10 protein-coding genes are annotated in these 15,152 nt (G+C 40.8%); 2 read left to right on the top strand and 8 right to left on the bottom strand.

Features of this window, described 5'->3' with window-relative positions; all coding sequences use genetic code 11:
• Positions 1–6 precede the first annotated feature (6 nt).
• The 6 genes from FHK88_RS14350 to radC form a co-directional block, all read right to left on the bottom strand.
• A complete protein-coding gene (locus FHK88_RS14350; RefSeq protein WP_319800160.1) occupies positions 7–1,059 on the bottom strand; it encodes an SEL1-like repeat protein in 1,053 nt (350 codons plus the stop codon).
• Positions 1,060–1,110: 51 nt separating this feature from the next.
• Entirely contained in the window at positions 1,111–1,242 is a 132-nt protein-coding gene (locus FHK88_RS14160; RefSeq protein ID WP_264480629.1) for a hypothetical protein, read from the bottom strand.
• A gap of 70 nt (positions 1,243–1,312) precedes the next feature.
• The gene (locus FHK88_RS06835; protein WP_227429988.1) at positions 1,313–1,843 is read right to left on the bottom strand and encodes a protein disulfide oxidoreductase; all 531 of its coding nucleotides are present in this window, start codon (positions 1,841–1,843) and stop codon (positions 1,313–1,315) included.
• A gap of 103 nt (positions 1,844–1,946) precedes the next feature.
• On the bottom strand, positions 1,947–3,587 hold the full coding sequence (locus FHK88_RS06830; RefSeq protein ID WP_227429987.1) for a carbon-nitrogen hydrolase family protein: 1,641 nt from the start codon (positions 3,585–3,587) through the stop codon (positions 1,947–1,949).
• 207 nt (positions 3,588–3,794) lie between these two features.
• On the bottom strand, positions 3,795–6,569 hold the full coding sequence (locus tag FHK88_RS06825; RefSeq protein ID WP_227429986.1) for an acyl-CoA dehydrogenase: 2,775 nt from the start codon (positions 6,567–6,569) through the stop codon (positions 3,795–3,797).
• Positions 6,570–6,883: 314 nt separating this feature from the next.
• On the bottom strand, positions 6,884–7,567 hold the full coding sequence (gene radC / locus FHK88_RS06820) for a RadC family protein (RefSeq protein ID WP_227429985.1): 684 nt from the start codon (positions 7,565–7,567) through the stop codon (positions 6,884–6,886).
• Between the two features lie 140 nt (positions 7,568–7,707).
• On the opposite strand from radC, the gene coaBC reads away from it, so the two are divergent.
• Together coaBC and FHK88_RS06810 are read left to right on the top strand one after the other, a co-directional pair.
• Positions 7,708–8,973 (top strand): bifunctional phosphopantothenoylcysteine decarboxylase/phosphopantothenate--cysteine ligase CoaBC, encoded by a 1,266-nt coding sequence (gene coaBC / locus FHK88_RS06815; RefSeq protein ID WP_227429984.1) that lies wholly within the window; start codon positions 7,708–7,710, stop codon positions 8,971–8,973.
• 474 nt (positions 8,974–9,447) lie between these two features.
• A complete protein-coding gene (locus FHK88_RS06810) occupies positions 9,448–11,625 on the top strand; it encodes a TonB-dependent receptor family protein (protein WP_227429983.1) in 2,178 nt (725 codons plus the stop codon).
• A 175-nt stretch (positions 11,626–11,800) separates the two neighbouring features.
• Here FHK88_RS06810 and FHK88_RS06805 read toward each other — a convergent pair whose 3' ends face one another.
• Together FHK88_RS06805 and FHK88_RS06800 are read right to left on the bottom strand one after the other, a co-directional pair.
• Complete coding sequence (locus FHK88_RS06805; protein WP_227429982.1) at positions 11,801–14,011, bottom strand: PhoX family protein; 2,211 nt, start codon at positions 14,009–14,011, stop codon at positions 11,801–11,803.
• A 110-nt stretch (positions 14,012–14,121) separates the two neighbouring features.
• Positions 14,122–15,105: an endonuclease/exonuclease/phosphatase family protein gene (locus tag FHK88_RS06800; RefSeq protein ID WP_227429981.1), complete on the bottom strand. Its 984-nt coding sequence runs from the start codon at positions 15,103–15,105 to the stop codon at positions 14,122–14,124.
• Between the last annotated feature and the right edge of the window lie 47 nt (positions 15,106–15,152).

Genomic DNA, 15,152 nt, shown 5'->3' with positions numbered 1-15,152 from the left:
TGGGAGTTAGTTCTCTAGAAACTCTAATGCATTTTGAGCTTTTTTATATCCCTGATCAGCCGATTTTTGAAACCATTTTACAGCTTCTGTGTCAGATTGAGTAACACCTCGACCATCAAGATACATAACACCTAAGTCATATTGAGCTTCAGCTAATCCATACTCAGCTGCTTTTTGAAACCATTTTACTGCCTCTGTGTCAGATTGAGGAATACCTCGACCATTAGCATACATTATTGCTAAATTATATTGAGCTTGAATATCACCTTGTTCTGCTGCTTGCCGATACCATTTAACTGCTTCAGTATCAGATTGAGTTTCACCATGACCATATTCATATATTAAGGCTAAATTGTACTGGGCTTGAATATGACCTTGCTCAGCCGCCTGTCGATACCATTGGATTGCTTCAGTATATGATTGTGGTACACCATCGCCATTCTCATATATATTTGCTAGATTATATTGAGCATCGACAAGTCCTTGTTCGGCTGCTTTTTGATAATATTTTATTGCTTGCTCATAAGATTGTGATACGCCTTCTCCATTATCATACATTACCCCTAAATTAAACTGTGCAATAGCCAGTCCTTGCTCAGCTGCTTTTTGAAACCATTGAAATGCTTGAGTATAGGATTGAGAAATACCTCGACCACTTTTATACATAATACCTAAATTATATTGTGCAATTGTATGACCTTGTTCTGCGGCTTTTTGAAACCAATGTACTGCATCCATATCAGATTGTGGTACACCATGACCTTTTTCATACATGACACCAAGACTCAGTTGTGCATCTGGATAACCTTGCATCGCAGATAGGCGATACCATTTTACTGCCTCAGTATATGACTGTGGTATGCCTTCACCATGTTCATACATAAATCCTAAGTTATATTGAGCAGGAGAAAAGCCCTGTTCAGCTAATCTTTGAAGGTCTGTGTTTTTAGATTCAGTCATAATAGAAGACTCAGCAAAAAGAGAATTTGGTGTTATTAGGCTCAGTGATAGTAATAGATTAATGACAAAAAAGGTAGATTTGTTGCTAGTCGATAACATAGTCAATCCATTATATGAATGATTAAGTGATAACAGTAAATGGACTTGCTGTTATGGACTGTCCATCATATCCAGTGCTTGTTGAGCCTCAGTCAGTCCTTGCTCAGCTGCAATAACTGGACTAAATAGCAATGATGATAAGCTGATGCTAAAAAGGCTATTTTTCTGAAAAAGTGATGGCATAAAGAGTTTTCTTTTAATTTGGTGATAAGTTGATGTTAATGAACTTGAACTTCTTTCTCAACATCTCATTTTACACCACCCCACTTAACCACAGCCGTAACTTTAACGACCAAAGCGGTTGTATTCCTGTTAAGCCCTGCTTCATCTCACCATCTTTTAAAATGACATACGAAGGGGTAACTTGCCCTTGCCAATCAGCAAAAATTGTTCCTTCCTCATCATTAATAGTGGTAAAGGTAAAGTTTTTATTTTGCAGATATTGCCCAAGCTCATTATTATCGCCTGACTGTACCGCAATGGTCACCACAGGATAGTTACTGTCATTTGCCAGTGTATTGATGGTGGGTGAAGTATGTTTACACACACCGCACCAACTGCCCCAAAAATACACCAGTACAGGTGACTGCTGTGAGAGTGCATTGATATCCACTGTTTGCCCTTGATAATCGGTTAGCTCAAGCTGTGGGTTGGCTGGCATCACAGGTTGTCGCCACCAGTTGACAATGCTATAAATCACTATAAATATCAGTAAATAGCTAAGGATGGTTTTTAGCCATGAGTAGGCTTTTGATGAGCGGAAATTTTTGGCTTGTATTTGCATAAATATTGTACACTTATAATGAATGAAAAATCCCCCTTATTGTAAAGGAGGATACTTGTTACTTATCCAAAGAAAAGTGATAACTTTTTATCTCTATAGATAATTAGTGTGGCTTATTTGCTCGCCCAGCAGTGCCTTGTAATGGCTCACCTTCAAGTACACTTGGTGAGTTTTCTTTTAGCTCAGCTTTACTGCTTTTGCTGACTGGTTTTTTGGCTTTTTTCTTCCATTTTAAGGTGAATAAGTCATCACGGCGGTCTTTTAGGTTATGCACTGAGCCTTCATTACGCACATGGGTGAGCATGTCCAAGTCCACATCCGAGAAGAAAATCATCTCGGTATTTGGGGTGGTTTCTGCCATGATGGCGTCGTGTGGGAAAGCAAAGTCTGATGGTGAGAATACAGAAGATTGGGCATATTGAATGTCCAAACTCTCAACCTGTGGTAGGTTGCCCACTGAGCCACAAATCATCACATAACATTCGTTTTCGATGGCACGGGCTTGGGCGCAGTGACGGACACGTAGATAGCCATTTTTGGTATCTGTCCAGAATGGTACAAATAAAATATCCATCTCTTCTAATGCCAGTAGACGGGCAAGCTCAGGGAACTCCACATCGTAGCAAATTAAAATACCAATACGCCCTGCATCGGTCTCAAATACTTGTACTTTATTACCACCTTCAATCACCCATGCACTGCGCTCATGTGGGGTAATATGGATTTTGCGTTGCTCTTCGACCGTACCATCACGGCGACACAGATAACTGACATTGTATAAGGTGTCATTTTCATCCAGTAGAGGCATTGAGCCAGTGATAACGTTGACGTTATAACTCACTGCTAAATGTGAAATCTCATTTTTAAACCACTCGGTATAGTCTGCTAAAAAGCGAATGGCGACGTTTTGGTCAGTGGATTCACACAATCCCATCAGTGGTGCATTAAAAAACTCGGGCAGGCAGGCAAAATCAGCGTTGTAATCTGCCATCACATCGACAAAAAACTCCACTTGCTGAAGCAATTCTTCAGGTGACTCGACTTCACGCATTTGCCACTGGATACCACCAATGCGCACGTCAGATTTACGGGTGTTGGGCTGATAGTCTTGTGGCTCATAGTAGATATTTGCCCATTCTAAAAGGGTGGCAAAGCCTTTTGACTGTGCATCATCAGGCAGATAGCCTGTCAAAATCCGTTTGACAATAAAGCCATTTGAGAGTTGAAATGATAAGGCGGGGTCGTGGATTTCACGTGATTCTACCGCATCAATGTACTCTCCAGGTGAGAGGTCTTGGTGATTGTAGTAATTAGGAATACGTCCACCTGCTAAGATGGCACGAAAGTTCATCTGACGGCATAACTCTTTACGTGCATCATATAGACGACGACCCAAACGGTAGCCTCGGTAGTCTGGGTCAATCAAAGCATCCAAACCATAAATGGTATCACCGTCAGGGTTATCTTGAATGATTTCACGTTGTCCAATTAGGTCATCATAGGTATGGGGATTAGAAAAGCGTTGATAATCCACCCGCATGGATAGCACCATACCAATGAGTTGCTCATGGTCAAAAAGGGCAATTTGTCCTTCAGGGAAGGAATCGATTAAGGTATTGATGGTGGTTTTTGACCAAGCGCCACCTAAGTCAGCATAGACTTTATCCATTAATGCTTTGATTTGTGGATAATCTTTTTTCTTAATTTGCTGAATTTTTAGATGAAAATCATCAAGTTTTTTCATGGGTATGACCTATGTTTGATTCTGTTATTGATATGAATTTAGGGATAAAAATCTTATTAAAACAGTATGTTAAAAGAATATGCTAGTAAATTCAAAGTGGCATAAAGCAAATGCCCAGCTATTGTGGGCATTTGCGTAAAGATATCAAGTAACGTTTAGTTGTGCTGATGTTGCAAAGTATGGCTAAAAGATACTTAGCTATTAAGGCTACTTATCAGCATCATCAATGTTTTTATGATTTTTTTGCATGCGCTCATTAAGTACGCTTTCTGCATCACGTTGACGATGGGCGAGTACTTGCGCACGAGGATCATCAGCCTCAGCAAAGTCTGCTTGGTCGACTTTTTCCGTGCTGGTTTGTTGTTCCTCTACAGTTTTGATGTCACCATCTGCTTCATAACCATGAGCAGTATTTTCAACACCCGTCGCTTCTTCAATGGGTGGTGTAACAGGGTTATGAGCTTCTTTGTCAGCAAAGTCTGTAAGGTTATGAACGGCATTTTCAAGTGTATGCGGATTATAGCGTGGTTGCGCTGTCTCTAAGTGTTCATCAAATACATCGGTCAATAAAGCATCAAAACGGATGCCATTATATTGGATAAGTTGTTCGGATTCTTCTTCGCTTAACGCCCCCGATTTTACCGCATCGACAACATGGTCTTCAAAGGTTAAGCCCGCAAACTTACCTTTATATTCTGCCTTTTTAAACTTCTGCCAGATAGGCTCAACTTTTAGTAACGTCTGGTAGGCATTTTCAACACGTCCAGTCGCACAGTTGGGCTCTGTTGAGTAGTAGACCAATGTTTTAAGATGTTCACGGAATGGGTTGTCTTTACCGTCAGTCATGATGGCTTCACCAACTTGACGTTTGAGCGTATCACTTGGTTTTTCAAAGATACGACCTGTTGGGAAGGTAACAAACTTCACTAGCTTGGCTGCCAGACGGTTCGGGAAGTTAGCAAAGAAGTCAAAGAATGCTTCTTGAATGATATATTGCGACTTTTCTAAGGCTAAGCGGGCGTGTAGTTGCTCGCTGGCAGACTGACTGCCGTTGGCATAGAACTGCAAAATAGCACTCATGATAAATAGGTGCGAATGGATATCTGCCAAGCGTCCAGAGAGCATCTCTTTACGTTTTAAATCCCCTGCCAATAGACCCAATGCCATGTCTGCGGTTAGAGCAAAGTTGGCACTCAGACGGTTAATGGTTTTGTAATAAGGACGGGTAAAGTTGTCAGCAAAACTTGGTGCATGACTGCTACCACCAACATAACCTGCAACGAATGACTTCGCACCACGATTAAATGTATAGCCAAGGTGTTTAAAGAATAAGTCATCAAACTTTTCTAAGGCATGTTGTTTATCATCACTTTGGAGCAGTTGTAGCTCATCAAATAGATAAGGATGACAGCGCATCGCACCTTGCCCAAATATCATCAGTGAGCGAGTAAGGATATTTGCGCCTTCTACAGTGATGGATACAGGAATAGCCTGATATAGTAAGGCTAAGAAGTTGCGAGGTCCAAGCTGAATGGCACGACCACCCACAACATCCATACCATGATTGACCACACCGCGCATGGTTTCAGTAGCATAGTATTTTGCCATGGCAGTCATCACCGAAGGTGTACCACCTTGATTGAGTCCACACGTGACTAAATGGCGAAATGCTTCTAGCATATAAGCATCACTGGCAATATCACTGGTTGCTGATTGAACACCTTCAAATTTACCAACAGAGATTTTAAACTGCTCACGCAACTTGGCAAATGCACCCACAGTTAAGTAGCCCATTTCACCTGCTGCCGTTGATAATGCAGGTAGTGAAATACCACGACCCACACCCAAGCACTCCATCAGCATACGCCAGCCACGACCTGCATTTTCCACCCCACCAATGATAAAGTCGAGAGGAATAAACACATCTTTACCAACCACAGTACCATTCATAAATGGTGAGCCAGGGTTGTGACGTGCGCCAGTAACCACACCGTCATAATCAGCAGGGACAAGGGCGCAGGTAATACCGTAGTCTGTTTTGTTTGGGTCACCCAGTAGACCTTCGGGGTCATACATCTTAAATGCCAACCCAACAACCGTTGCCACAGGGGCTAGGGTAATCCAGCGTTTAGAGAAGTTCATATTCAGACCTAGCACCTGCTTGCCTTCATACTCACCATAGCAGACAACACCTGTGTCAGGAATTGCACCCGCATCTGAGCCAGCTTCAGGGCCAGTCAAACCAAAACATGGGATTTCTGTACCTTTTGCTAAGCCATATAACCAGCGCTCTTTTTGCTCTTGAGTACCATAGTGCATGAGCAACTCACCCGGACCGAGCGAGTTTGGCACCATACAGGTCACGGCTGCTGTTAGACTGCGTGAGGCGATTTTACTCATAATACGGCTTTGCGCATATGAGCTAAAGTCTCGCCCACCGTATTCTTTAGGAATAATCAGCCCCAAAAATCCGTTGTCTTTGATATATTGCCATGCTTGGGGCGATAAGTCTTTATCATGATGATGAATCTGCCATTCATCAAGCATGCCACATAGTGTTTCGACTTCATTATCAATAAATGACTGCTCTTCTGCTGATAGCGTAGGGTAAGGGTAGCTGGCAAAAGTATTCCAGTTTGGCGCTCCCATAAACAGCTCTTTTTCCCACCAGCTTGTACCCGCATCTAGCGCCTCACGCTCAGTATCGCTCATACTCGGCATGGCATTGCCCAGCATGTTATACACAGGTTTGGTAATCAGTGCCTGACGTAAAGGTGCGATAAGTACCACCAAGCTGGCAAGTATCAAGGGTAGACCAAGCAGTAGCGACCAAGGCTGAATAAAGGCAGCTACTACTGCGCCCACAATGACTACCAGTGCGCCAGATACTTGCCCTAAACCGACTAAAAATACCAGTAATAGGACAATGAGTTGCAATAAAACGGCAAGAATGAAAAATCCAAGAAGTGCTGGTACGGTCATAATGCCTTCCTCTTTAATAGATAATAAGAAATTTTCTGATAAAATTTAAAACAAATATTAATATAAATCCTGACATCATATCGAAAGATTTTATGATTATGTAGATAGAGTAGGCAAACTGTCGTTTATAATCAAGAGAATAAATATTACAAGATGTCAAAGAATGGTTAGAAATGCGTATTAATAACGCATTTAATTATGAATACTTAGATATAAAGATATATTGTTAGATTGTTGAATGTAAAAATAACGAATGCCAAATTACTCATCAAGTCATGGAAGCATAAAGTCATGGAAAGTATAAAAAATAACTATTAAACAAAAGGAGGCAGATGATGTTCAGCGTAAGAAAGTGTCTCGTTACGACTGACGATGATATGATCAATTAAATGTATATCTACAAGACGACAGGCTTGCATCAAATCTGAAGTGAGTTGGTTATCTGCTACCGATGGTGTGGTATCAGCTCTAGGATGATTATGGGCAATGATAAGCTGGCTGGCTGCATGGCTGAGCGCATGACGTAATACTTGTTTGATACATACCGAGCAAGCGCTGATACCACCTATAAATAATACTTCATAGTTAATGAGATTTAGTGAGTTATCTAAGCATAATACCGCAAAAACTTCTCGATTTTCACGGCGCAGCTGCGTGTGAATATAGTCCTTGACTGCCTGTGAGCGGTTAAGGCTGCTACCAGTTTTTAAGGTACTGTCAAGGTAGCGTTTGCCCATTTCTAAACTGGCCAGAATTTGGGCATATTTTGCTACGCCCATGCCATGTTGTGCCAAGACATCTTGGGCAGGTGCTGATAGTAGCTCAGCCAAACTGCCAAAATGTGCAATTAATGAGCGTGCCAGCTCAATGGCTGACTGTGTCTTAGTACCTGTACGCAAAAATATTGCCAATATTTCAGCATCAGATAAATGCTCAGCGCCTAGATTGAGTAGTTTTTCTCGTGGTCGGTCATCTTCATGCCAGTCTTTAATTGCCATATTCAGGATTCTTGTTCAAGATAAAATAAATGTACTGATGAAAACGTTACCCAATTGCCAGCAAAATTGTTACCATAAGTCCCATTTTGATTGTAATCATATTTTGTCTTTAGCAACAAATTTTTAAGGTGCTTTTTTTCATGCCAGATACAAATTTACATATTAGCCATGATACAGATAGTAGTCAGCCTAATATTAGTCGGATTATTTTAGCCATTACCGGTGGTATCGCTGCTTATAAATCTGCTTATCTTGCTCGTTTATTGATTAAGTCAGGATATGATGTCCGCGTGATTATGACTCAAGGTGCAATGGAGTTTATCACACCATTAACTTTACAAGCACTTACAGGTAATTTGGTACATAGTGAGCTATTGGATGAGCAAGCTGAAGCAGGAATGGGGCATATTGAACTGGCAAAGTGGGCTGACTTCATTGTTATTGCACCTGCAACGGCAAATACGTTAGCTCGTTTAGCATCAGGTATGGCAGATGATCTATTAACAACAGTTTGTTTGGCGACGACAGCACCGATTTTGATTGCACCAGCGATGAATCAGCAAATGTGGGCGAATAAGGCAGTACAAGCTAATGTACTGCGACTACAGGATTATGGTTATCACCTCATTGAACCTGATAGTGGTGAGCAGGCTTGTGGTGATGTGGGTGCGGGGCGACTACCTGAGCCTGAAGCATTATTGGCACATATTCAATATCACATCAAACGCTATAGCATGCCACAAACACTGGCAGGAAAACATGTTGTCATTACTGCAGGCGCAACACTTGAAGCGATTGATCCTGTGCGTTATTTGTCGAATCATTCTACAGGAAAGATGGGCTTTGCATTAGCGCGTGCTTGTCGTGATGCAGGTGCAACCGTAACCTTAATAGCAGGGCATGTTCATTTACCCACACCTTTTGCGGTCAATCGCATTAATGTAACTTCGGCAGAAAATATGTTGGAAGTTGCGCAAAAAGTTACCCATCATACTGAAAATCCAGTCGATATTTTTATTGCTACTGCTGCTGTTGCAGATTATCGCACTCGTGAAGCTGCACCACAAAAAATCAAAAAAACACAAAGTGCCATGACTTTAGAGCTGGTTAAAAACCCTGATATTTTAGCCACCATATCGCAGCAACATCCTGAGATTTTTATGGTCGGTTTTGCTGCTGAAACGCAAGATGTTGAAAAATATGCACATGGGAAATTAGTTGCTAAAAACTTGGATATGATAGCGTGTAATGACGTTTCCCGCTCAGATATTGGTTTTGCCAGTGATAATAATGCCATGACGGTATTTTTTGCAGATAAGTATCAACAACAGCCAGTCCATCTGAGTAAAGCAAGTAAAAATGAGATTGCACAACAGCTGGTGGTATTAATAAGCCAAAAAAAATAAATTTTTTTTTAATATTATCCTAACCTTACAATACTGATGTAAATAATTAAGTAGGATATATCTCATTATTTATTGTGAAATATATCCTTATTTTTTTGGGTATTGTTTTTTTTATGCTTCATATTATTTTTTTGATTTTTTCTTTGTGTCTAAATTGTTTCAGCCATTAGCTCTAGATGATTTTACCAAGATATTGTTATAAAAAACACTTATTAATTTTTATTAGTTCTTGGGAGGATTTTTTGTTGTATATAATTATATTTTCTAACTGGCTTACAAAATTACTTTTTAATAATCTTAATATTATCAAGGTATTGTAAATGATAATGCTTATTGTTATAATCGAAACACTTATTGTAACACTAGGTTGCATAAGTATTTCAACTAAATGTTTTTGTAGGTTTTTTAAACAATCAAGTGATATAAATTACGGGTAGTGATTTGTATCTTACCTAGGTTATTGGAGCACTTTTTATGTCTCGTCAATCTTCTGCGTTATTTACATTGTCAACATTGGTATTATCAATGTATGCCGTCCAAGCACAGGCTGAGGTAGTCACAGGTGATGCCCCTGAAGTTGTGTTGGATGAAATCGTTGTCATTGGTAGTAAAGAAAATGCTCGCAAATTGGCAGGTTCAAACTACTACGTTGATAGTAAACAGTTAGAAAACGAACAAATTACTGATATCAATCAGGTGATGAAGACCATTCCTGGTGTTTATGTCTCTGAAGAAGATGGACTAGGATTGCGTCCAAATATTAGTATTCGTGCTGGTGTGGCAGGACGTAGTAGTAAAGTTCACTTAATGGAAGATGGTGTGCCTATCGCACCAGCACCTTATGCCGCTCCTGCAGCTTACTATCATCCAACAGCAGCGCGTATGTCTAGCGTTGAAGTGCTAAAAGGTGCGCCACTATTGCGCTATGGCCCACAAACCACAGGTGGTGTGATTAACTATCTAACCACACCAATCCCAAGCCAAAATGGTGGTAAAGTAAAAGCTTCTATCAATGACCGTGGTGGTGTTGATGTTCATGCCTATATTGGTGGTCGTGAAGGTGACTTTGCGGGCTCTATTGAAACTGTACAAACACGCGGTAAAGGTTTTAAAGAAATTAATGGCAGTGATATTGGTGACTACACCAACCAAGACTATGTGTTAAAAGGTCGCTATCAAGTGACACCAGAGCATAGCTTATTTGCAAAAGTGCAACACTCAAGAAAAACCAGTGATGAAACATATTTGGGTATAACAGATGAAGATTTTGCTCGTAACCCAGATATGCGCTATCCAATGTCTGCAAAAGACAAAATGGAAAATGAGCATACTGGTATTAATTTGACCCATAACTGGGCAATTAATGAAAATGCTGATTTGCGTACCACTGCTTACTATAATAAAACCCATCGTAACTGGTATAAGTTAGCGGGTAATAAAATCAAAGATTACTATGCTGGTAAAGTGACTGCTGACCAGCTACATGGTAAAGAAGATATGGCTGGCATCAAAGTTAAAGCCAATGACCGTGATTATGACAGCTATGGTATCCAAACCAACCTAAATACCGATTTGTTTACTGATTTGGGTACTCATAATATCAATGTGGGTGCACGCTATCATAAAGATTCCGTTGAGCGTTATCAGCCAGTTGATACATTTGACCAAGTCAATGGTCATTTGGTCTATAAAGGCACAAATAATGGCAATGTGGGTGGTGGTGATAACCGCACTGAAGATGCGCGTGCCTTTAGCTTATGGGCAACTGATACTTGGCAAGTGACTGACCCATTAACGCTAAACCTTGCATTACGTTATGAAAATATCAAAACTGAAGAAAACCGTTATACTGGTACACGTAAGCAAACTCCACAAGCTGGTAAGCTGAAGAGCAATACAGACTCTATCCTTCTGCCCGGTATTTCAGGAACGTATCAAATCGATGATAACTTGCAAGTATTGGCTGGGGTGCATAAAGGCTTTATCCCTCTAGGTGTGGATGTTGATAGTAAAGCTGACCAGAAACCAGAAACCAGTGTGAACTACGAGCTAGGCGCACGATATACCAACGGTAACAACTATGCCGAAGCGATTGGTTTCTATAGTGACTTTGATGGTATTAGCCAAGGTTGTTCTGTAAATAATCCATGTTCAAATGGTAAAACCTCTGGTAGTGAAAAATTGGGTAACTCTGCTGTGATTGCTGGTTTAGAGCTAACAGCAGGTACACAGTTCCCAATGCAAGGCTATACCATTCCATTAAGCGCAACCTTTACGCATACCAATGCTGAGCTGTCTTCTGACTATGATAGCAATAAAAAAGGTGATCGCTTGACATTAGTACCAGAAAATCAAGCCAGTGTTCGTACTGGTGTTGAGATGGATAATGGCTGGAATACTTACCTAACAGCTAAATATATTGGTAGTATGTGTGAATCAGTTGGCTGTGATCGTACCAATGAGCCACGTAGCAAAACTGACTCTCTATTTACTATGGATGTAGCAACACATTATCCTTTAGGTAATGGTGCAACAGTATTTGGTAAAGTAGAAAACATCGCTGATAAACGTGCTATTGTAAGCCGTACACCTTATGGTGCGCGTCCAAATATGCCACGTACCTTTACTGTTGGTTTTACTAAAGAGTTTTAATTAAAAGAAGTTCCAAAAAGCTTTTAATTAAATATAAGCAATAAAAGAAACCCTACACTGTAATGGTGTAGGGTTTTTATTTTAGTATCATTTTGTGTTAGTTATTTTATGTTTGTAAGTTTTTTATAGTTAGTCCCTTATGATTATGTTCTTCTTATTTACTAGGTTTAGGTATTTAAGACTTTTTCTGCAAAGACTCAGCCAAGATAACGTCACCATCTTTACGAGTAATCATTACCGTTGCAGAGCGAGGGGTTTCACCACCAGCAACGGCACCCCAGTTGCCACCCGGATGTTGAATATTGATAAATAAGGTCTTAAAGTCAGCCGTCATGGTAATACCAGTAACTTCACAGCCTGAAGGACCAACAAAGAAACGCTTGATGTTGTTATCATTTGCTTGCATACCGACACGAGTTTTTGTGCCTGATGATGCAGTCAATTCTTTACCATCATTGACCTGACCCGGTAAGGCAGCTAGTAGCATACAGTTGGTGGTTTTGGTATAAGCACCATCATCAGTTTGTATCCACAGCACACCACGTGGGTCAAAAAACAGTCCATCAGGTGAAGATAAGTCATTATTCGCATTGAGTCCTGATAAGTTTTCATCTGTTAAATCATGTGGGGCAGCAAATAGATAAATATCCCATGCAAACGTAGTACTGGTATGATCGCCGTTGCTCTGTGCCCAACGGATAATATGTCCGTTATCATTACCACGTGCTTTACCTCTGTTATTATAAGAGCGAGGGTTGGCTGCATCGGCTGGCATGTCATCACGATTGCCACGATATTTGTTATTGGTTAGAGTAACGTACACTTCACCAGTGATGGGGCTAACCGATACCCACTCTGGTCTGTCCATACGAGTTGCACCCACTAAGTCTGCTGCCAGTCTAGCATTGACTAAAACATCCGCTTGGCTATTAAATGGGAACTTTTCTACGCTATTATCCAAGCCATTTTTACCGTGTGTCAGCTCTTTCCATTCCCCTGTACCATCATCATTAAAGATGGCAACATATAGCGTACCTTTATCAAGGTATTTATCCCCTGCTTTATGACCACCACCAATGTCTGCATTTGACCACTTGGCATCAGAGACAAATTTGTAAATATATTCACCACGTGAGTCATCACCCATATAACACACCACTGGCTTACCTTCTTCTACAGGAGCATAAGCACAGTTTTCATGAGCAAAGCGACCCAGTGCGGTGCGTTTCACTGCTAAGGAGTGCGGATTAAATGGGTCAATTTCGGTGATATAACCAAAGGTATTAAAGGCATTGCGAAAATCTTGAGTAGCGTCAGTAGCACTGGCGGTGATGTCCCAACGAGCAAATTCATCAGGGAAACTGGCGTCACTATTTTTGCCTGTGTGCCATAAATAACCAGTACTTGAAAACCCCTCTGGCATCCCATAACGCTGACGTGATAGGTCTTGTCTTTCACCAATAATTTTTGCATCCTCACCACGTGCAAAAACACCATAGAAATTTTCTTCAGTGGTTAGATACGTTCCCCAAGGTGATAAGCCTGCCCCACAGTTATTGTTAATACCACGAGTTTTAAAACCAGTTGGGTCATATTTGGTTTTGACCCAATCAGAGCCTGCCACAGGACCTGATAAAACAGACTCGGTGGCACTGGTGTAACGTTTGTTAAATTTAGAGTTTTTAACCATCTCATAGCCTTGACCATTGGCACGGCGTTTTAGCTCAACCACAGCAACGCCATGACAATTAACCTCACGGCGAATGTCACTGGCTAAACGAGTTTTTTGATAAATCGGAGCTGCGTTTTTGTCTTTGATGGTGTAATAGCCATTTGGGCTAAGCTCTTCTGGATTGACATATTCATGGTTCATTACCAATAGACCAGTGTCAGAGGCTTTGGGGTCATATTTATCACTATTTTTGCCAAAAAACCACATACCGTCATGGTTATCACCCATACGATATATAAATGACTCACCAGATTGCTTACGGTTGTCTTGCCAATCAGCAATCCCTGATACCAAAGGCGTACCTAATGGCAAAATAATCTCTGCTTGATAGCCTTCAGCAACGCTCATTTCATTGGCGGTAGAATGAGCAACTGCAGTAAAGTTAAGCTGTTTTGGTCGGGTTAAATCACCACTGGCAGTCACAGCAGCTTGATTGTCAGCTTGAGCTTGTCCACCGCCTTGTGTTGAGTTGCTCCCACTTTTACAGCCAACCAATGGCACAGCACCAAAAAATGCTGCTGCAGTTAGACCTGTTCCTCCTTTTAATACACTACGGCGGTTAAGATTTTTTTGTAAAACATCGCTAAATTCACGGTTATTTGACTTATTTGAATCTTCACAATGCTCATGAAACTCTGGAAGTTGCTGGGTCATATCACTCTACCTTGCATAAGTTGGTTTTAAAGAAACGTTTGCAAGGATACGAAGAGAAGGTGACAAAAAATTGACTAAATGATGACAGTTTGGTGATGGCTTTATATCTATCAATACCACATTATGAGAAACCCTCGATGGTCAGAGCCCAGCCAATCTAACGTTTGAATCTCAATGCTATTAGAGTTTGTCACGCTTTGATTATTGTTAATTAATATTTGGTCAATGGAAATGGCAAAAGGCAACCAAGTGGGCAATCCTCGTGGCGTGGTTCTTTGTAAATTGCTATCAGCGATAAAATCTCGATAAATAGGAGAAAACGCAGATAAATTAAAATCACCAATGATTAAAAAATCAGCTTGTGTTGACAAGGTTGAAATATACTGTTTTAGCGCTTGTAAATACTGGTTTCTGGCACGTGCCAACTCTGCGTTTATCGGTGGTGGTGGGTGAATGGCATAAATGGTGCGCTGATTGGATAAGGTAAATTTAATCGCTGGAAAATCAGCAAACATCATTACCTCACAACGGGCATCAGCTTGCTTGATAAAAACCTGCATGGCAAACGGACTGTCTTCATCATGTTGACAATGCACAGGATAATAGTTTTGAGTGGTCAGTGCATTTAATGGTTGTTGCCAACGCTCCCCACCCGCCTCAAGTAAAATCAGTATGTCTGGCTCAAACTGGGTTAGCTGTGCCAACGTTTGCTTGGCTTGTTGATTGCTAATATTGACATTTTGATAAGCAATTGTAAGTGGTGCAATGGTGGTGGTTGCAAGATTAGAATCAGCATTAAAACGTTGTGTTAATGTGGATATGGGCTGTAAACTTAGCAGTAATAAAACCGCACCAACCACACCAAAGCCTAATCGAATGGCTAATCGCATATGTTGAGATAATAAGCCAATTTGATGGACTGGATAAAAACAACTTGCCAACAATAATAAAGTGGCAACATGGGGCAGATAATGGCTAAAAAGCTCTAACTGCCAATAGTGTCGTCCTAATAATTGGCTGAATATTAAAGCCACCAAAGCAAGCCATGCCAGCCAAAACAAACGCTGACTTAAAAAACGGTATAATACCTTCAAGTTTACCTGCCTTTTTACCTGTCTTATGCTTTAAGAACCTGAGAATT

The sequence above is a fragment of the Psychrobacter sp. I-STPA6b genome (assembly GCF_020662265.1).
In the GTDB taxonomy this organism is placed as follows: domain Bacteria; phylum Pseudomonadota; class Gammaproteobacteria; order Pseudomonadales; family Moraxellaceae; genus Psychrobacter.
The sequence above is the reverse complement of the archived record's forward strand: the minus strand, read 5'-3'. Positions and strand labels throughout refer to the sequence as shown.

Bases quoted from the DNA above. Each gene is read 5' to 3' on its own strand.
- FHK88_RS14350 (WP_319800160.1), bottom strand. From the start codon at position 1,059: ATGTTATCGACTAGCAACAAATCTACCTTTTTTGTCATTAATCTATTA.
- FHK88_RS14160 (WP_264480629.1), bottom strand. From the start codon at position 1,242: ATGCCATCACTTTTTCAGAAAAATAGCCTTTTTAGCATCAGCTTATCA.
- FHK88_RS06835 (WP_227429988.1), bottom strand. From the start codon at position 1,843: ATGCAAATACAAGCCAAAAATTTCCGCTCATCAAAAGCCTACTCATGG.
- FHK88_RS06830 (WP_227429987.1), bottom strand. From the start codon at position 3,587: ATGAAAAAACTTGATGATTTTCATCTAAAAATTCAGCAAATTAAGAAA.
- FHK88_RS06825 (WP_227429986.1), bottom strand. From the start codon at position 6,569: ATGACCGTACCAGCACTTCTTGGATTTTTCATTCTTGCCGTTTTATTG.
- radC (WP_227429985.1), bottom strand. From the start codon at position 7,567: ATGGCAATTAAAGACTGGCATGAAGATGACCGACCACGAGAAAAACTA.
- coaBC (WP_227429984.1), top strand. From the start codon at position 7,708: ATGCCAGATACAAATTTACATATTAGCCATGATACAGATAGTAGTCAG.
- FHK88_RS06810 (WP_227429983.1), top strand. From the start codon at position 9,448: ATGTCTCGTCAATCTTCTGCGTTATTTACATTGTCAACATTGGTATTA.
- FHK88_RS06805 (WP_227429982.1), bottom strand. From the start codon at position 14,011: ATGACCCAGCAACTTCCAGAGTTTCATGAGCATTGTGAAGATTCAAAT.